At 42.2% G+C, this 19,515-nt stretch carries 16 protein-coding genes and 2 riboswitches; of the genes, 7 read left to right on the plus strand and 9 right to left on the minus strand.

Translation table 11 applies throughout. The annotated features are described in order from the left end of the window. Nucleotides 1–2: 2 nt before the first annotated feature. A complete protein-coding gene (locus L4D78_RS10730; RefSeq protein WP_428466911.1) occupies nucleotides 3–602 on the minus strand; it encodes a beta-phosphoglucomutase family hydrolase in 600 nt (199 codons plus the stop codon). A gap of 357 nt (nucleotides 603–959) precedes the next feature. Here L4D78_RS10730 and L4D78_RS10735 point away from each other — a divergent pair, with 357 nt between their 5' ends. Continuing rightward, entirely contained in the window at nucleotides 960–2,477 is a 1,518-nt protein-coding gene (locus tag L4D78_RS10735) for a Na+/H+ antiporter NhaC family protein (protein WP_428466912.1), read from the plus strand. Between the two features lie 58 nt (nucleotides 2,478–2,535). Here the strand turns inward: L4D78_RS10735 and L4D78_RS10740 are convergent, their stop codons facing one another. Further along, nucleotides 2,536–3,342, minus strand: coding sequence for a transporter substrate-binding domain-containing protein (locus L4D78_RS10740; protein ID WP_428466913.1), 807 nt, complete (start codon nucleotides 3,340–3,342; stop codon nucleotides 2,536–2,538). Between the two features lie 127 nt (nucleotides 3,343–3,469). Beyond that, nucleotides 3,470–4,069: a TetR/AcrR family transcriptional regulator gene (locus tag L4D78_RS10745; protein ID WP_428466934.1), complete on the minus strand. Its 600-nt coding sequence runs from the start codon at nucleotides 4,067–4,069 to the stop codon at nucleotides 3,470–3,472. A 161-nt stretch (nucleotides 4,070–4,230) separates the two neighbouring features. Between L4D78_RS10745 and L4D78_RS10750 the strand changes: the two genes are divergently transcribed. Then, on the plus strand, nucleotides 4,231–5,361 hold the full coding sequence (locus L4D78_RS10750; RefSeq protein WP_428466914.1) for an efflux RND transporter periplasmic adaptor subunit: 1,131 nt from the start codon (nucleotides 4,231–4,233) through the stop codon (nucleotides 5,359–5,361). Further along, nucleotides 5,358–8,453 carry an efflux RND transporter permease subunit gene (locus L4D78_RS10755; RefSeq protein ID WP_428466915.1) on the plus strand — a complete coding sequence of 1,032 codons (3,096 nt, stop codon included), beginning with the start codon at nucleotides 5,358–5,360 and terminating at the stop codon, nucleotides 8,451–8,453. Before L4D78_RS10750 ends, L4D78_RS10755 begins: the two co-directional genes overlap by 4 nt. 155 nt (nucleotides 8,454–8,608) lie before the next feature. Here the strand turns inward: L4D78_RS10755 and L4D78_RS10760 are convergent, their stop codons facing one another. Further along, nucleotides 8,609–9,763 carry a J domain-containing protein gene (locus L4D78_RS10760; protein ID WP_428466916.1) on the minus strand — a complete coding sequence of 385 codons (1,155 nt, stop codon included), beginning with the start codon at nucleotides 9,761–9,763 and terminating at the stop codon, nucleotides 8,609–8,611. A gap of 153 nt (nucleotides 9,764–9,916) precedes the next feature. Continuing rightward, nucleotides 9,917–10,624 carry an AraC family transcriptional regulator gene (locus tag L4D78_RS10765; RefSeq protein WP_428466917.1) on the minus strand — a complete coding sequence of 236 codons (708 nt, stop codon included), beginning with the start codon at nucleotides 10,622–10,624 and terminating at the stop codon, nucleotides 9,917–9,919. Between the two features lie 447 nt (nucleotides 10,625–11,071). On the opposite strand from L4D78_RS10765, the gene L4D78_RS10770 reads away from it, so the two are divergent. Together L4D78_RS10770 and L4D78_RS10775 are read left to right on the plus strand one after the other, a co-directional pair. Further along, nucleotides 11,072–12,382, plus strand: a complete 1,311-nt coding sequence (locus L4D78_RS10770; protein ID WP_428466918.1) for a glycoside hydrolase family 18 protein — start codon at nucleotides 11,072–11,074, stop codon at nucleotides 12,380–12,382. Nucleotides 12,383–12,511: 129 nt separating this feature from the next. Further along, a riboswitch (glycine riboswitch) is annotated at nucleotides 12,512–12,641 on the plus strand. Between the two features lie 34 nt (nucleotides 12,642–12,675). Beyond that, a riboswitch (glycine riboswitch) is annotated at nucleotides 12,676–12,776 on the plus strand. A 104-nt stretch (nucleotides 12,777–12,880) separates the two neighbouring features. Continuing rightward, complete coding sequence (locus tag L4D78_RS10775; RefSeq protein WP_428466919.1) at nucleotides 12,881–14,251, plus strand: alanine/glycine:cation symporter family protein; 1,371 nt, start codon at nucleotides 12,881–12,883, stop codon at nucleotides 14,249–14,251. A 94-nt stretch (nucleotides 14,252–14,345) separates the two neighbouring features. Here the strand turns inward: L4D78_RS10775 and L4D78_RS10780 are convergent, their stop codons facing one another. The 3 genes from L4D78_RS10780 to L4D78_RS10790 form a co-directional block, all read right to left on the minus strand. Then, on the minus strand, nucleotides 14,346–14,759 hold the full coding sequence (locus L4D78_RS10780; RefSeq protein WP_428466920.1) for an ester cyclase: 414 nt from the start codon (nucleotides 14,757–14,759) through the stop codon (nucleotides 14,346–14,348). Between the two features lie 89 nt (nucleotides 14,760–14,848). Continuing rightward, nucleotides 14,849–15,481: a hypothetical protein gene (locus L4D78_RS10785; RefSeq protein WP_428466921.1), complete on the minus strand. Its 633-nt coding sequence runs from the start codon at nucleotides 15,479–15,481 to the stop codon at nucleotides 14,849–14,851. Between the two features lie 133 nt (nucleotides 15,482–15,614). Continuing rightward, nucleotides 15,615–16,274: an HAD hydrolase-like protein gene (locus tag L4D78_RS10790; protein WP_428466922.1), complete on the minus strand. Its 660-nt coding sequence runs from the start codon at nucleotides 16,272–16,274 to the stop codon at nucleotides 15,615–15,617. A 361-nt stretch (nucleotides 16,275–16,635) separates the two neighbouring features. Here L4D78_RS10790 and L4D78_RS10795 point away from each other — a divergent pair, with 361 nt between their 5' ends. Beyond that, nucleotides 16,636–16,947: a high-potential iron-sulfur protein gene (locus L4D78_RS10795; RefSeq protein ID WP_428466923.1), complete on the plus strand. Its 312-nt coding sequence runs from the start codon at nucleotides 16,636–16,638 to the stop codon at nucleotides 16,945–16,947. A 117-nt stretch (nucleotides 16,948–17,064) separates the two neighbouring features. Here L4D78_RS10795 and yegD read toward each other — a convergent pair whose 3' ends face one another. Then, the gene (gene yegD, locus L4D78_RS10800; RefSeq protein WP_428466924.1) at nucleotides 17,065–18,417 is read right to left on the minus strand and encodes a molecular chaperone; all 1,353 of its coding nucleotides are present in this window, start codon (nucleotides 18,415–18,417) and stop codon (nucleotides 17,065–17,067) included. Between the two features lie 160 nt (nucleotides 18,418–18,577). On the opposite strand from yegD, the gene L4D78_RS10805 reads away from it, so the two are divergent. Continuing rightward, entirely contained in the window at nucleotides 18,578–19,201 is a 624-nt protein-coding gene (locus tag L4D78_RS10805; protein WP_428466925.1) for a thiol:disulfide interchange protein DsbA/DsbL, read from the plus strand. The last annotated feature ends 314 nt before the right edge of the window (nucleotides 19,202–19,515 follow it).

Here is a 19,515-nt window from a genome sequence, read left to right on the forward strand (position 1 = left end):
AGCTATTGGCTCGGTGTTAGTTCACCAATTTCACCGTTTTGGCTGACTATATAGCAGTCCATCCCAGCCGCTAAGGCTGCTGTTTTACCTAACTCAGTATCTTCAAATACCACACAGTCTTTTGGATTAAGACCAATGCGTTTAGCCGCTTCAAGAAAAGTGTCTGGGTTGGGTTTATGGTTTAACACGTCATCTGAAGTCACCAATGCATCTAGCAGCGGTAAGATACCGGTATCACCCAGCAACGGTTCAGCATTAAAACGTCGGCAACCGGTACCGACTGCAATTTTCATATTCTCTTTATGCTCTAGCAGCAGATCATAAGTCGACTCAATGATTTCACCTTTAAACTCAATCTCATCGAAGAATTTACATTTTGTTTCAGCCAATCTTTTAACATCAAAGTTTTGTCGATAGCGACGGTTAATTTCTTGAGCTGTTCTGATAGTTGGCATACCGCCTAGGCTGTAAAACCACTTAGCATCAAAGGGAACCTCATGAATTGCGCAGGTTTGCTCCCAAGCCTTTAAATGAGCTGGCATTGAGTCAACTAAAGTGCCATCCATATCAAAAATAATGCCTTTGTACGCAGATAAATCCATAACTCTCCTCTACTGGCAACCCCTGTTGCCGCTTCATCTCTATTTAATTCCCAGCGAAAGTAGCAACTTTATATTTCACTTTTATTACAAGATCCAAGTAATTTCGAGATACATCGTTCAGCAACTTGAAACCACCAGAATACATATTGCAGTGAACCTACACTCATAATCAAATTTAGCCTCACAAAACGGACAAAAGCTGCTTTTTTGAGCAGTTAATCTTCTATTCGCCTCTAGATCTAGTTAAAACAACCACCACCTTATATACATGCAGTTATTTTAAATATATATTCACCGAATACACAGTTAAACAACAGCATCTTTTATTGATTTAGGATGTACAGTAAAGGAACTACTATGGATCAACCTGATATTACCGCCCTTATCCCTATTGTTATTACGCTTGCTCTATCCTTAACAACACGAAACGTTGTTATTGGCTTGTTCGGTGGCGTTTTCAGCGGTGTTGTTATGCTTAACGGCATTGCACCGCTTGATACCTTTGGGACGTTAGTCAAAGACTACCTCGTGCCTCAACTGACCGATAGCTATAATGCAGGTGTCATTGTGCTATTGGTTTTCATCGGCGGATTTGTTGCACTCATGGAAAAGTCTGGTGGTGGACAAGCTTTTGCCCTGAAAGTAACACATTGGGTCAGCACGAAATGCCGAGCACAGATATCCTCTTGGTTTGGCGGGATTTTAATTTTCTTCTCAGATCTGGGTACCCCATTAATTGTCGGCCCTGTTTTTCGCCCTTTATTCGATAAACTTAAGCTGTCACGTCAAAAACTGGCTTTTATTATCGATTCAACCTCTTCACCTGTCGCCATTCTCATCCCATTCATTGGTTGGGGTGTCTATATCATGGGATTGCTGCAAAAAGAATTTTCGGCTTTAGAGGTTGGTATCAGTGATTGGGAAGCATTTGTTAAAGCAATACCTTTCCAGTTCTATGCATTTTTAGCGATCTTCATTGTTCCATTAGTTGCGATTAAGAAACTTGATTTTGGGCCAATGGCTGAAGCGGAAGCAAAGGCAAAACAAGGGATCATCGCAGCAAACACACAAGATACTCTAAATACCTTTACGCATAAAAATGCAAAAGCGTCTTTTGTATTTGCTCCGCTATTTGTAATGGCATTAGTATTAGTCGCAATGCTTGCACCACTGGGCTTTCCGTTCGAACAAGTTTCCGGCTCCGTCTTCCGCGCCGCACTCTCTAGTGCCTATTTCTTTGCCGCTATAACGTTAATCTCACTAATGGCTTTTTACGGCGTACGTAAGCTTAGTGATGGTATTAATGTGTACTTAAAAGGCATGGGAAATATGATGCAAGTCGCGATTATACTTATCCTTGCGTGGACACTCAGCAGCGTTGGTAAAGAGCTAGGCACTGCCGCTTATATTGCAGAGCAAGCACAAGCAGGCTTCCCTTACTGGCTTGTACCAGCTGTTGCTTTTTTACTTTCAGCGATTATTTCGTTTGCCACGGGTTCTTCTTGGGGAACATTTGCCATCATGCTGCCGCTAGTGATACCGACGGCATTTGCCATTGATGCGCCCTTATTTGCTTGTATTGGCGCTGTACTCTCTGGTGGGTTATTTGGTGATCACTGCTCGCCAATATCTGAAACGACCATTTTATCTTCGACAGGTTCAGGGTGTGATCAATTTGAACACTTTAGAACTCAGCTACCTTATGCGTTATTAAACGGCAGTATTGCCTTAGTCAGCTTTATTGTTGCAGGCGTGGTAGAAAGTCCTATCGTCCTTATCGCTGCTTTAATCAGCCAAGCATGTTTGGTGTATGTGTTAGCGAAATGGCACAGTCGAAAACAGCAATTACATAGCGAATTAGAAACGCAAGTATAGGCAACTCTCGTCACCCCTTGATAAAAGCTGCTCTGGATATTCCATACCACCGCAGCTTTTATTTTATTTCCAGCTTTACCAGCCCCCACTTTTTAGCAATACGATCAAAGAATCCTTGGGTCTTCTTTAGCTCAATCCAATGATTGACGTAATTGATCCATACTTGGTCTTCTTTAGGCAGTAACATCGAGATAGGCGTTGGCCGATGCATGCCTTCAACTTTTGCTATTGATAGCTGAGGGTAACGGCGAATTAACGTTGCGGCTTCTATATTCGAGGTAATAATTGCAGTGGTTTTGTTTTCCAATAAATATTGGTGTGCTTTAGCAGAGGCATCAATACTATTCTGTCGTGCGTTAGGTAAAAGCTCTTTCACGATAGATTGCTGTACCGTGCCGCTTATCGAGGTAATGACCACTGAATTCTTATTAAAATCACGCCATTTTCTGAAGCGATCTACATTGTTTTTTTGTATTACGGGTACAAAAGCCAAGTAAAAATAAGTATCGCTGTAACCAGCTACTTTGGCACGGTGCATATTCAGCGAAGCGCTACCCGACATATCATATTTTTCTGTGACTACACCACTAACCAGCGTTTTCCATGTTGCAGGTACATACTCAACCGTAACACCGAGGTCTTTCGCGAGTTCAGTCGTAATATCTATATCAAACCCACGATAAAAATTGGTTGAAGGGTCTCGTATCGTCATGGGGCTCCAATCGCCGGTTGTTCCGACTCGGAGCGTCCCTCTATCAATGATCTCAGTTAACCGACTAGATGCACCGTAACTCACAGTAGTAAAAAGTAACATCAAGACAAAAAAACATGTTGAACTAAGTTTGATGAAAGACTGTGCGATCATAACTACCCCTTCCTGCTACTCACTGATATTTCCGAGATGATAAGATCAAGGAAAACCAACTGGGCTCTCAAACAAATTGAGATATATAAAAGATAGCAGTAATTTGTTTATCGCATTTTTAACTTTTTTACCTTTTGTAGCCTCTAAGAAAAAGTTCAACGCAAGTTTTCAGGTATTGCTTTCGCTCTTCAACCGTCTCGCCACTGTCCTGCCCTAAATACCCCCAATACACCACCCTACCGTGAAACATCAACAACAACTGCATAGCAGCATCACTAGCATCGATGTCTGCGCTTAAAACATTTTGCTTAACCAAATTTTCAATGTAACTTGCGAGCATATCGGTTGTGTTTTTAGGGCCTGCATTTAAAAACACTTTTGCCAAGTCTGGGTGACTATCACTCTGACTAACTGCTGTTTTATAAGTATTTTTGGCTTCATCTGATAGCAACAGATTTTGAAAGCGCCAACCAAACTCAAAAAGCACCTCTTCAGCAGGACGAACATCATCTATTAAGCTTATGTCCAACTGATTTGATATGCATTTTTTACGGATGCAGGTGTCGAACAAATCATCTTTTGTTTTAAAATGTGAGTAAACGGTTTGTTTCGAGACCTCCGCTTTTATGGCGATCGCATCCATGCTAATGGCATAGCCATGCTCACAAAAAAGCGCCGTTGCCGCTTTCATAATTTGGTCTCTTTTTTGAGCACTTCTTGCTGTCAGCACAAATTCACCTCAGTTTAATCGATAAAAACATTAACCATCACTTCGTATAGTAACATATTTTATACAATCAAACTGGACAGTCTAGTTTGATTGGGTTATTTTTTATACATATGGACTAGACAGTCTAGTTTGAAATAAATATAACAAGGCGACACACCATGCGAAGGATTACAACGGCCAGTCTACTTATTACCCTAGCCTTACTCTCAGGATGCAACAGCTCTAATAGCGATGCTGAGCAGCAAGCAGATACGCAGCAGCTTTTGAAAGTCAATGCGCATACATTGGCACCTTCCGCTTACTTCACCGTTGAGCGTGATTATGTCGGTATGATCCAAGCGGGACAGCAAGCTAACCTTGGCGCAGAACTTGGTGGCAAGATTTCTCGTTTGCTGGTTGATGTCGGTGACAGTGTGAAAGCTGGTGAGCCATTACTTAAACTTGATACTGACCTATTACAGACCCAAGCCGATGAGCTTCGTGCTCAACAATCGCAAGTAACCGCTCAGCTCGATCTTATTGAAGCGAACTTGAAGCGCCAGCAGGCATTAAAGAAAAAAGGGTTTAGTGCAGAATCTGAAATTGACAGCTTAAACAGCCAGCGTAATGCCCTTCGAGCCAATTATCGCCAGCTCGCAGCATCGCTTGCCGCAAATCAATTACAGCAAGAAAAGTCCACAATTTATGCGCCATACGATGGCATGATCAGTGCTCGCTTTATCTCAAAGGGTGATGTAATTAATGTCGGTGCTCCAACCTTAACCCTGCTCGCAACCACCAGCAAAGAAGCACATATTGGTGTACCCGCCAAACAATTAACAAAGCTCGTTGAGCAGACTCAGTGGCAATTAAGAGTTGGGGAAAACAGTTACCCCGTCACCTTGCTAAACCCCGGTGCGCGAGTTGATGTCGGTAGCCGAACCGTCAAACTGCGCTTTAGCTTACCTGAAAATGCGAATGTTATAGATGGCGAACTCGCCTATTTACACTATAAAGATAAACATCAACAGTCTGGCTATTGGATCCCATTGTCATCCATGACCGACGGTATTCGTGGCGTCTGGAATGTCTTTGCTCTTAAAGAAATAAATAACGAACTGAAAGTTGAGCGACGTTCTATTCAGGTACTACATGCCAATAACGACTTTGCGTTTGTTGACGGCGCAATCGAGCCCGGGGAAAAAATTGTCGCTGATGGTCTACACCGTTTGGTGCCTGGCCAGACTGTATTACCCATAAAAAAGCTCCCACTGCCTCTAAGTAATCGTCGCGATGAGGCAGCGTTATGAATATAAAGTACATCATTAACAATACTCGACTGCTCATACTGGCGGTTGGCCTACTTGTTGTCGCAGGTTTGTCTGCAATTACAACGCTACCACGAGCTGAAGATCCGGTGATTCACAACCGCCATGCCAGTGTGATCACCCATTTCCCAGGTGCGACGGCTGAGCGCGTAGAAGCGCTTGTTACTGAAAAGATAGAAACCCACCTACGTCAACTTGACGAAGTTAAGCGTCTTTCGTCTAATTCCCGCCCTGGTATTTCAGTAATTAGAATTGAGCTGAAAGATGAAGTGATCAACTCAGAACCAGTATGGTCTCGTGCAAGAGATAAGCTGTCTGACGTTACTTCTTTGCTACCACAAGGCACCAGCACCCCAGAGTTAGATGATGACCACGGTTACGCATTTACCATGCTAACCGCCTTAACATGGCAAGGCGACACCCAACCTGATTTACTCACTTTACGTCGCTATGCCATAGAATTAAGCAATCGTCTTCGCGTATTAAGTGGAACAGAGTTTGTCGATGTTTACGGCCTGCCAGATGAAGAAATACTTGTCACCTTGGATCCTAGCGCAGCCAGTGCATTAGGGCGTTCCGCTATTTCTTTATCGCAAGCTATCGGGCAAGCTGATGCCAAAAACTCTGCAGGAGAATTAGTTAATGGCAGTAATCGATTTTCATTAGAAGTGTCAGATTCTCTCGATTCACTTGATCGTGTTCGCCGTGTCCCCGTCACCATCGATGACAATGGCTACCTTATTCGAATCGAAGACATTGCAAAGGTTGAACGTGCAGCTGCGTCTCCAGCCACTGAATTAGCTTTTGTTGACGGAAAACCGACAATCATCGTCGCTAGCCGGATGCAACCTTCGCTTCGTGTCGACCAATGGACGAACCGCGTTAAGACATTGCTCGATAACTACCAACATGAAGTACCGAGCAATGTCAGTGTCGATATCATCTTCGAACAACAAAGCTATACAGAAAAGCGTTTAAGTGAATTGAACAGCAGCCTACTTATGGGCTTTTCTATCATTTTGGTTGTTTTGTTGCTCACACTAGGCGTTCGATCCGCCATCATCGTTGCCCTATCTTTGCCTCTGACCAGTTTATTAACTCTCACGATGATGAAGTTCACGGGGTTACCGATCAATCAAATGTCGGTAACAGGGCTTATCGTGGCGTTAGGGATCATGGTCGATAATGCCATTGTGATGGTTGATACCATTCAATACCATCGTCAGAAAGGCACCGAAAAAATTGAGTCTGCGATTCGGGCTGTAAAACACCTTTGGGTTCCCTTACTTGGCTCTACCTTAACGACCGTATTGGCTTTTGCGCCAATTATACTTATGCCAGGCCCATCAGGTGAATTTGTTGGTGCGATTGCCGTGACAGTATGCTTTTCGCTTCTTGGGTCATACATTATATCCCATACTATTGTTGCTGGCTTTGCTTCTCGCTGGCTCCCTTCAAACCAGTTGCACCTGCGCTGGTATCACACAGGGATCACAACCCCAGCACTAAGCCGAGTGTTCAGGGGGTCAATCAAACAAACGTTAAAACACCCACTGATAACCGCTGCAATAGTTTGTATTTTACCTTTTACCGGGTTTTGGGGAGCGGGCCAATTAACCGAGCAGTTCTTTCCACCATCAGACCGCGATATGTTTGAAATACAGGTTTATCTGCCTCCTCAAGCCAGTATTTACGCAACGACGGATACAACGCAAGAAATCGATAAAATCATGGCCAACTATGATGAGGTAGAACGTGTTGGCTGGGTGGTCGGAGCCAATTTCCCATCGTTCTATTACAACATGGTGGGCGGTCAAAATGGTTCCCCTTTCTTTGCTCAAGCGATGGTAAAGGTCTCTGATTTTTCGGCGGCCAACCGCTTGATCCCCGAACTACAGCAGGTGTTTGACGATACCTTACCGCAAGCTCAAATTCTGGTTAGGAAACTCGAACAAGGCCCGCCGTTTAATGCGCCGTTAGAGGTTAGGTTATATGGCCCGAATCTAGATAGATTAAAATCTATCGGGGAAGACATCCGTTTAATTATGGCTAAAACCCCGAATGTTACCCATACCCGTGAAACGCTTCAGCCCGGCACGCCAAAGATATGGGTGAACGTCAATGAAGAAGCTAGCCAACTCAGCGGGTTGTCATTAAGTGGATTTGCTGATGTTTTACAAGCGTCATTTACAGGTAGACTGAGCGGTAACATTATTGAAGCGAGTGAATCGATTCCAGTTCGAGTTAGGGTTGGTGATACAAGTCGCGAAAATATGTCTCACCTCAGCAGTTTACCTTTGCCCGTTCAATCTGATCCAAGCTTAGTTGGATTACCGGTGTTTGCTTTAGCTGATTTAGAATTAACGCCGAGCCGCGGCGCGATACCTCGTCGTAATGGACAACGTGTTAACGTTATTGAAGGCTATTTACGTGCAGGTGTATTGCCTCAAACCGCCCTCGACCATTTCCAACACAACCTCGCGGCATACCAGCAAACACTGCCTAATGGCTACACCATTGAGTTTGGTGGAGAGTCAGCAGAGCGCGATGAATCTGTCGGTAATTTAATGGCAAACCTCACCATGGTGATCGCTTTATTAGTCTTAGTTGTTGTCATTTCATTCAACTCATTCCGATTGAGCCAAATCATCTTTTCGGTGGGCTTTCTTGCTTCGGGTTTAGGGTTGCTGTCGGTATGGGTCTTCAACTATCCCTTTGGATTTACCGTCATCATCGGCTTACTCGGCCTTGTGGGATTAGCGATCAATGCCGCCATTGTCATTTTGGCCGAGCTCAAATCAAGCCCAGAGGCGTGCCATGGTGACACTAATGCGATCTTGGAAGCGGTAATGAGTTGTACTCGTCACATTACTTCCACGACTATCACCACCATCGGTGGCTTCATGCCGCTGATATTAGCAGGCGGCGGATTCTGGCCACCGTTTGCAGTCGCAATAGCCGGAGGTACATTATTAACGACGTTAATTTCTTTCTACTTTGTACCGGCGGCATTCCGTCTCGCCGTAAAATACAAACCGCTGAGTGTATCGGCACCGTTAACACCTGCTCAGTAGCAGCCTGCTGCACATAATAAATACGCATAACAAGTGCTTACCAAGCAATACACAAAGAAGCGTTAACTAAAAAAGCGAGGTGATATAAATCACCTCGCTTTTTATATTATGCCAGTATAGGGCTATACCATCACCAGCACTCGGTAGATAAACCCTTATAAACAGTGCGTTTGTAATTCACTGTATGAACGCGAGAAGTTTTCATTTGGAAAGTATTCTTTGTTGATCAGCAAACTTTTACTTGCCGCCCAATTCGCAGCGAAAGATCCATTACCATACGGGATGTTATACACATCAAACTGTCTCTCGTGCTTATCGAAAATCAAATTGGCTGCCATTCTGCGTGAACGTACATTCGCATTACGGTAATACTGAAAGTCGCTTTGACAGTTCTTAACAATGTAAGACCCTTTTTCGCTACGAACACTGATGTACGGCTGTTGTGTATTGTCATAATAGTTCAATGCCCAAATCCCAACATCCGAAATCAGCTTTATTTGCGGCAATGGCTTTGGTGGCTCTAATATCTGTTCGGTTAGTGGTTGCAGTTTTTGATTATTAACCAACGGGTCATTATTAGCTGATACTTCCAGAATGCGCATAACAGGTTCATTTGTAGAAATTTCTGGCGAGAATAGCGCTGAAACACTTTGCCATGCCCGAGAGCCATAGCTATAGGTTAAAGCCATAATTAACACAGATATAAATAAGCCTAGACACCATTTTCGATAATTCTTTGCTCCAAGTGAATGGATCTGAGCTTTAAGTGTGTTCGATATAGGCGCTAATGATGATGAAGCCAAAGGAGATGTAAATTTTGATGGGGCAACAGCACGCGCCTTAGCATTGGCTTCCCAACGGGCGCTTTCTAGCTGCCTTTGTAAGCGTAGGTTTTCACGCTTTAACATTTTAATATCGCTTTCAAGTGCTGCTTTTAAACGCTCTTCATCATCTGACTGCGTCTTGTTGTTTGTATCGAGTTTTTGCAGTGCTTCTTTCAAACGCTTGTCTAAAGAATGATATTCATGCCTCAACGCGTTGTGGGCTATTTCTATTTTTTGGTATTTCGCTTTCCATTCATTGTTCGCTGCATTATTGGGAGTCCGGCTTTTAAGGTAAACGGTTCTTATCGCCTCCTCGTGCCCATTACCAGCGACCACTTTTTCGTAGGCTTGCGATACCATTTGCATCAATGTTTTGGAACCACCTTTATCTGGGTGGCAACGACTAGAAAGCTGTTTGTAGCAACGTTTTATTTCTACCGGTGTGGAATTATTATCTGTACCAAGAATTTCATGAAAAGAGGTCATACCCAGTTAACTATTTCAGCCTTATTCTTACGCCAATGCATTAACTATATACATTGATCTATATATAGCGCCTTTTATCTTACTCTTTTAAGCAAGACTTATAATCACGCTATTATATAGGCTCGTTATGGATTAAACCATTTCAGCGTTTAATCAGGCATTTAGATTGTGTTTCCTCATCCTAAACTCACCTGGAGAACACCCCATATGCTTCTTAAATACGCGAGAAAAGTAAGACACGTCCTTGAAACCTGTTGAATGAGCTATCTGCGATATCTTCTCTCGATCAGAGCTTAATAACCCACATGCTAAATCTAACCGCTTTTTAATAATATATTGTTTAAGGGTAACCCCCATCACGCTATGGAAAAGGCGTGAAAAATAGGTTGGTGAATAGTGACAAGCATTCGCGAGATCTTCTTCTCGCAAAGGTGCACTTATATTTTCATCAATAATCTTCAATGCAGGCCTTATCGATAATTCACGCTGCTCAAAACCTTGTACAGGCTCTGGTGATACGCTGTGAGTATGTAGACGGCTGAAGCACGCGTCAATTTCTTGCTTTGATGCACTAGCTTCAATAACATCCTCTCCCCCTGCCCGCAGTACATTCAATGCTAATTCCGCATCTAAACGATGATATACCACCACGACTTTCGTTTGTGGAAAACGACTTTTTACCGATTGAAGCAGGTCGAAGCCATTAGAGGTAGAGTCTACAACTTCTAGAAAGATCAACTCCTGGCCAGTCATCGTTGAAAGTAATTCAAAAGGCGATACGTCCACCACATCATGTGACAACTTTAGGTTTTCCTTCGCCTCTGCTATTTTATCGTAATGGCTACAACTAACCCAAATCACAACAGTCACCTTACTAATTGTGCAATGAAAACATACTGATGTATGCGTGAAGAACACTCCTTGTATTAATTACACATCTAATCACTTTATCGTTATTATTTTTCGTCAAAAAAATGACGACTCACTAATAATTAATGTCTATAAAGCTCAAAAAATCCAGTACACCCTAGATGTTGCAAATTTAAGTTTCAATCACGATATTTTCTGCTATAGCTACAACATCAATTAGTTAGTAGTACCCGTTATCACCATTAAATAGCCATAAATGACGAAAATTGAATAAAAACTTAATCCTTTATCGCTAAATGTTCTATCAGTTTCCTGCTTTTCTTGGAAGGTGAAATATGCTTGCTTTATGACCAAGATACTTCAATATGTTTATATTCAACTATGCATAAATTATCTTAAGCATGCAGTCAGATATGGAAAAATACTATAAGGGAAAAAATGAATAAAAGGATTTTTGTTCTATTGGTGCTCAGTTGGAGTATCTTGTCACTTCCAGTAAGCCAAGCGACAACATCGCCCCATACTCCAATCATTGCAGCATATTATCCAGACTGGAAAATATACAATAAACAAAAACTTACACCAAGCAAGTTAGCCGCAGATAAACTCACCCACCTCATTTACGCTTTTCTTGCCGTTTGTGGCCCTGTAGAGTCATCACCCGCCAATATCCAGAAATTACTGGCAAAGCAGTGCCATAACAAGCCCGTTGGTACCGTCGTATTATTAGATGAATATGCCGCAATTCAAGCAAAGTTAAAGGGGGAAACCTCTTCAGCCGTCAACTATAAAGGCAATTTTGGTCAACTGAAGTATTTATCTGAGCAATATCCTGACTTAGTTATTTTACCCAGTATTGGTGGGTGGACGCTTTCTGAGCCATTCCATACTATTGTGCTTAGCCCTGAGTATCGCTCTAATTTTGCTAACAGTGTACGTGAGTTACTCGAATCCTACCCTTTTTTTAAAGGCATACAAATTGACTGGGAGTACCCCGGCGGGCATGGTCTGTCTGGACTTGGGCTCAATAACCAAGATCCCGAAAAGCAGGGCTTTACGGATTTATTAAAAGCCGTTAGAGAACAGCTCGATGAACTTGAAATTAAATACCAGCAACATTATGAGCTATCTGCCGCCATCAGTGCCTCTCCAAAGCATGACGGCACAATAGACTGGCAGCAAGTTTCACCTTTACTTGATTACTTATACGTTATGACATTTGACTTTTTAGGTGCCTGGAGTAATGTTGCCGGACACCATGCTAACCTCTATACGACCTCTACCACCCCAGATGGTAACTCTGTCGCCGCTCACATCAAGTCGCTATTAAACCAAGGTATCGCTAACCATCAGCTCGTTATCGGGACACCGTTTTATGGCCGTATTTGGAAAGGTGTCGAAGGTTTTTCATCAACAAATTTTGAAGGGCTACATACAACGGGAGCAAGTACTAAAGGTTCAGATGGTGCGTCTGGCATTTTCAATTACAGTGATATAGCACGCCACTTTCTCAGCCGAAAAAAATTGGGCTATCAGTATTTTTATGACGAAAAGTCAGAAGCGGCTGTTCTCTATCACCCTAAAAACCAAGAATACATTTCTTTTGAAGACCCACGCTCACTGAAAGCGAAAGCAACATTTGTGACAGACAATGCGTTAGGGGGAATGTTTGCATGGGAAGCCACCGCCGATCATCAACACCAAATGCTTGACGCAATGCATGAAGGGCTACTAAAAAACGAACAATAAACAGCCACATCACCAACCTTCTAGCACGTGAGTATATATTTTGTACTATAAAATCTGCTATTTAGCATATTTTTATGAAGACAATCTCATTTTTATCATTTAGTATTGCTTTCGAAAATTTGAGTTCCGATGAAGACAGCAGGAGAGTGGCAAAATACTAATACGTATTGAGCCCGCCGAAGAAGTAAGCTTTCTATCCCGTTTGATACCATCAAACCATGGAGAGTAAATCTTTCAGGCACCTTACTTTTCGTATTATTTACAATACGACTAGCAAGGTATGGACTGTTGTTGGAGGAGCCTCTGGAGAGATCCGTTTAATCGGACGCCGAAGGAGCAAACCTATTACATCGTGATAGGTGAAACTCTCAGGCAAAAGGACAGAGGAGATAAGTTCAACAGCTCAGAAAGTGTCATATACAACTATTCTGTAACACCATACAACGGTATTTCTGTTGTTCTTTATCTCTTCCTTTGATGTTTAAAGGTAAAGAGAAAATGAACCCACTATATAATTTATTACAAGCTATTGATAACCTCGTTTGGGGGCCTCCCCTTTTATTGCTTTTGGTTGGTACTGGTATCTACCTCACAGCTCGCCTAGGTGTTATACAAATTCGCCACCTACCACTGGCTTTAAGCTATGTGTTTAAAGGTGACAAAAACACCAAAGCCAAAGGTGATGTGTCTAGTTTCGCTGCACTTTGTACCGCCCTTTCGGCAACGATAGGTACGGGTAATATCGTTGGCGTAGCCACTGCGATTAAAATGGGTGGGCCTGGCGCACTATTTTGGATGTGGCTTGCGGCTTTTTTTGGCATGGCGACGAAATATGCCGAGTGTCTACTGGCCGTTAAATACCGCGAAACCGATGCAAATGGTCAGATGATTGGCGGACCAATGTATTACCTTGAAAAAGGTACAGGGCAAAAGTGGCTCGCTAAGCTATTCGCTTTATTTGCTCTTGGTGTTGCCTGTTTTGGTATTGGTACATTTCCACAAGCGAATGCGATTGTGGATGCTGCCTATATTTCATTTGAAATACCTCGTGAAATTACCGTTGTAGCACTGACACTGCTTGTCGCTATTGTCACATTGGGCGGTGTTAAATCGATAGCCAATGTAGCAAGTAAAGTTGTACCGGTAATGGCTGCGTTTTACATCATCGCGTGTATTACGGTGCTTGGCGCGCAATATGAAGCAATCCCTCAAGCCATTCAGCTTGTCATCAGTTCAGCATTCACTGGCCACGCAGCATCTGGTGGTTTCTTGGGTGCCGGTATTATGCTGGCGATCCAGTCGGGCATTGCGCGTGGCGTATTCTCGAACGAATCAGGGCTAGGTAGTGCACCAATGGCCGCAGCAGCAGCGAAAACAGATTCCTGTGTGCAGCAAGGTCTCATTTCTATGACGGGTACATTCTTTGATACCATCATAATTTGTAGCATGACAGGCCTAACTTTAGTGGTTAGTGGTGCTTGGCAGACCGACTACGCAGGGGCTGCAATGACAAGTTATGCCTTTGCTAGTGGTTTAGATGGTAGTCCCCTTGGTCCAATAATGGTAACCATCGGCTTAATGTTTTTTGCTTTCACGACTATATTGGGTTGGAACTATTACGGCGAGCGCTGTGTTACCTACCTATTTGGTGTAAAGGCGATACGCCCCTATAAAGTCTTCTTTCTGATATTGATTGCCGCAGGTGCTTTCATGAAATTAGACATGATCTGGTTAATTGCTGACATCGTAAATGGCTTAATGGCGATTCCAAACCTTATTGGTCTGATCTTACTCCGTGATGTGATAATTAGTGAAACCAAACAGTTTTTTGAACAATTAACACCACCAGCAAAATTACAAACAACGTAATTTTGATATTAAATATTATCATCCATTAAAAACGGCACTTCTGTGCCGTTTCTTTTATCAATATATGCCATTTATTGAATTGATATCTATCGAACTAATCTAAGTACTGCGTGAGCTGTTGGTACAAATCAAAGCTACTATCTTCAAGCCAGCAATCAGTAATTAGCCCATTTTTTTTCTGAAAGATGACAATGCCTGTTATTAACACTTTTTGCCGTTTCGTGGGAATTCGCGCCCAGCCACCACTATAAACCGCATCACATTGATACCGCACAACCGTTTTTTCACCATCCTGAATAGTATCTAATACCGTAAAATCAACATTTCGAAATCGCTGGCACCAAATAGATATAAAGTTAAGATAATCAGTGTGTGTCAAGTTGTAGCTTTTACCACCCGGTAAATGAAAGTTAAACGGCTCTGCCGCTAATTGCGTTAAGTATTCGCTATTGGCTTTTGCCCAAATATCGTCAAACCAATGCAAAATCCACGCTTTTTCATCAACCATGAGATACAGCCCTTTTTATTCCCTGTACTTATGGAATAGCACAGTTACGGCTTATTCTCAAATATGTTAATAAAGTCAAAGCCTATCGATTACAAAAATCGGTATGCATTTTCTGTTATCCATTTTTGTGCTCGCGGATCAATAGTTATACCCGCCAGAGCCCGTGCCTTCTTCTGCCAATCAATTTTCTTCGCGAGTGACAAGTCTTTCAACTCACTGATATCAAGAGCTGTTTCTATTGCCAGTTGATCGTATTTTTCTTTATTCGCAATTTGCCATGAATGAATTAATAATTCTTCCACCTCACGCGGTTTGTCTGTGGCAGTAAATAACCTTGCTTTCTCGCGTAAATAATAAACCTCAGCTCTTGGTTCGGCATTTTCAAGATATAACTCAGCTTGGCCTAAAAAGTGACGAGCATCGTCATAGCTTTCACGCATAACAAAGGTTCTTGCTATTTGGCTTAGCAATTCACTATAGAAGGTTTTATCTACGCTATTTGATGCCATGTTTAGCATTGCGAAAAAGGTCGTTGCAGTTAATGCAGGCTCATCGTAATTCCATAACGCCATATAATCGGGAAAATTGAAATCCATATAGCGATGGCAATAAGGTACATCTTCCTGAGCAGCGGAAGATGTATTCGGTGTAAGCAGAACAACAGAAACAAAAGTTGCGATGAATAAACGCTGGGAAACTTTACTAGCGTGAAAACCAGTCATATGAAACTCATTCTAATCAAGAGAGCTATATATAAGCGGAATTCACCTCCCATCGTCTACTTTTGTTTCTGGTTTTGGAATAACCCTCACAGCCATATAGCTCAGTAGGTTAAAGTAGCTTGGCTATATGTTTTTACTGTAATGCTAGCTGGGAAAATGCCGCCTTATAATGCGCTAGACTTGGAATGTGTGTGTGATGCTCAGTCTCTAACCCCACTTCAACATAATCATAGCCAAGCTCTTGAGATGCATGTTTATTACGCTCACCATGACCAAAAACAACGCGTCGATCAAATGTATAGCCCGAATCTTGCTTGGCTCGAAATGCTGCTAACGCCATGATTTCAGTCCGGCTCACGGCATCCGATGAAGAAGCAAATGTCACATTCGCTACATCCAACCCTGCCGCGCGTAGTTTTAATTTTGCTGCTGACTCCCACCCGCCTGTCGCGATTGCAATATGGGTATCTTTGCGCTCATTCATTTTTAAAATAAAATCTTGAGCCCCCTGTACCATACAAACATCATCCGGGTTATTCTTCAGTGCTTCATTGATTAATGATAAATAGCGACTTTCAACCTTGCGGTGAATCAGCGAGCGGCTTGTCGTCACGTTATGCTTTATGATTAATTCATCAAGTACACCAGCATCGGTAAGGTTACTATACAAACTTAAATCAGGGTTCATCTCTATGCCCAATACATCATGTACTGCGTGTACATAGCAGTGTAAGTCAGTATTTTCAGAATCAACCAGCGCACCATCAATATCTATTAAAAAAAGATTCATCATTCTCTCTTTATATTCAATTTTATTGTTAATCATCTAATCGGCTTAAACACCGTTATGTTGGCATGATCATGCGCTTGTAACGAAAATGTTGCAACCCCTATTTCGCTTAAGCCTGTAAAACCTTGTGTCAGATCACCCCTTTATATCTCAGTCACTTAATTTGTTTTCAGCCAGTACTCTATGATGATCATCCATCGCTAAGCTGATACCTCACACATGCAAAATAAAGACAATTTGTTACAATTTTGCTATTTGCTTGTCGGGCTTTTAACAGATAATTAAACTACTGAGGCATTAATCAGCTAAAGTGATTATCGATAATAAAAAATAAGCATATGTCGAAAAACAAAAGGAAGCCTTTATGAGCAAGAACTCTAACTCTAGTCGCCGAAATTTTCTTAAACTCAGCCTTGCTGGCGTGATTGGTATTACCGTTGGTAATAAAGTACTCGTTAAACCCGTGCACGCGAGTGAGCTCCCTCATCTTACTGATGATGATCCACAAGCACAGGCGCTAAAGTATGTACATGAATCACCTGACAGTGAAAAACACTGTAGTAATTGTGCATTAATTCAAGGAAATGATGGTGATGAGTGGCGCCCTTGCGCCCTATTCCCAGGCAAAGCGGTAAATGCAAAAGGTTGGTGCTCAGCTTGGGTTAAGAAACCATAACTGATCTCACGCGCTTCATTTACATAAAAAGCCTGATTTTTCAGGCTTTTATTTTAAGCATTCACACCTATCGTCACTTCCGTATCAGCGACGAAATATCGTGAACGTAATGACAATCTAGCGAAAACAATGCTGTGCCCAACGAGCAAGCCCGGCTGTTACCGAACCAAAATAGCTGCCACTCACAACCGGAATACCCGGCAACTGCTGCTCAATACAAGCCCGTAAAATGGGAGATCGTGCTGTACCGCCAGTCATATAGACAACATCCGGCTTTATACCGCTTTGCTGTATTGCTTCATCGACCAATTGACTTATCTTAACCTTTGGTGCTTCTATCGCCATGGCCATATCATGCTGTGAAATGTCCACTTGTAAGCTTTGAGATAAGTAATCAAGGTGAACGTTTGTTTCCTGCATATCAGACAGTGAAATTTTACATTCTTCCGCTTTTCTAACCAGCTGATAACCTAAGGTTTCATGGTAAACGCGAATTAGATGTGCCAACTTTTCAGGCTCTGCAGCATCACGGCGTAATTGTTGTAATGCTGCTTGATTACCTGAGCCATAAAAATCCGTTTGGGCAACAACATTATTGATAGCGATAGGATTCCAAAATTGACTAATCGGCATTTCAATACCTTTTTGGGTTTTACTGCCTAGCCCTAACAATGGCATCAGCTGTTTGAACGCCAAATAAATATCGAGATCATTCCCACCAACCCGTAATCCGCTATGCGCGAGTAAGCTCGCTTGCCTATCGGTTTTACCCATCCATGTTGGGCCCATTTGTATCATAGAGCAGTCCGTTGTCCCCCCACCAATATCAACCACTAGCACCGTTTTCTCTTCCGTTAACGTACTTTCATACTCTAACCCCGCCGCGACAGGCTCAAATTGAAATTCAATATGCTGAAAGCCCGCGCGCTTTGCAGCTTGTTGGAGAATACGCTCGGCTTGCTGGTTTGCTTTATCACCGCCAGTGCCTTGGAAGTTAACTGGGCGTCCAATAACCGTGCTTGAAATTGATTGCTGAAGTGATAACTCTGATTGGTTCTTGATATTCGTCATCATTGCGCAAACAAGGTCTTCAAAGAAGCTGATTTGCACATCGCGTAAACCATTTGCCCCTAAAAACGATTTAGGTGATTTAACGTAATACACTTCTTCAGGGTCTTCGAGGTATAAATTTAATGCTGCTTGGCCAAACAACAAATCACCCTGCTCTACATGTATATCTTCTTCACGATTATTTGCAATTGCACGGCGAAGAACCTGTTCACCAACAGAATCTGCGGGCTTCACATCCATAAAGCGATATAGATATTCACTCACGGCCTCACGTGTTGGCGCGCATAACGTCGAAGGAATATAGTTATTGTCGCCTTCCAGTTGAAGCTGCTGCGGCTTTCCCTGCATCATTGCTGCTACTGAGCAGTTTGCCGTGCCATAATCAAATCCTATATACATGGTTTCCTCCGAACGCAAAAAGGTCGGCAATCATACTGAATTTGAAAAAATCGTCAATCTCTTCATTCTGATTGTATATTTATGTAAATTTGATTTGATTGAACGACTTACTATTGATTTTCATCCATAATAGTATTTTTAAGCACAATAATAGAAAATTATGTTCAAACTAATCATTCGCTTTACGACTTTAGCCGCACTGGCGCTAGCCCTTATTGGTTGTGGTGACAGCACTACCCCACAAGAAGGTGTTAATTATAAAGTTGTACCAAATCCAACTGAAAACGCTGCAAATGTAGTAGAAATCTTTTCTTTAGGCTGTGGCCATTGCCGTAACATGGAAACGATGCTGCCTGAAATCAAGAAAATGGCCGAAGTTGATATTGACCAAGTTCATGTTACCTTTAATGAAAGCGCACAGATTGCCGCTTATATCTACTACACGGCTGCAATTCAGATGGACGGAAAACCGTCACCTGAAATGAAAGAAGCACTTTTTGCTTATGTACAAGATTCAGCTCAAGATATGACAGATGAAGAGCGCCAAGCTAAACTCGGAGAAATATTCGGTGAGTTTGGTATCACCAGCCCATTTGAAATCACTGACGAGCAAAAACAAGCCGTTTATGAACAGCTACAAGCAGCCAATGATCTTGTCGTAAATGCTGAAATTAATTCTGTTCCAGCTTTCCTTGTCCAAGGTAAATATCTGGTAGAAAATAGCGCACACGAAAACCTTGAAGACTTAGCTGGCACTATTCGTTACCTTTCAGAATTACAGTAACGTTTCACCTTTCTTCAATACCGCTATGTCTATATAAAGCAGCAATCATTATTGCTGCTTTTTTGTTTCTTACGATTTACTCAATAAAACATGCAGAACACAATACCTCGATAACCTCTATTAAACCTCCACGACTATCCCTTTTAAATTTCTATTGATAACCAACAAAAATCTACTAACTAGTTAGGCACCTTGGTATCTATTAACCAACAAAGCCTCTTTTATTCTGATTTAAATCATAATTCCGCTCGTATTGTGAATCTCTCTCAAGGTTTTTTCAGCTTTAGAATTACTTAGAATTCAGGAAGTAATAA

Origin of the sequence: Photobacterium minamisatsumaniensis (assembly GCF_050336695.1) — a bacterium.
Taxonomy (GTDB): domain Bacteria; phylum Pseudomonadota; class Gammaproteobacteria; order Enterobacterales; family Vibrionaceae; genus Photobacterium; species Photobacterium minamisatsumaniensis.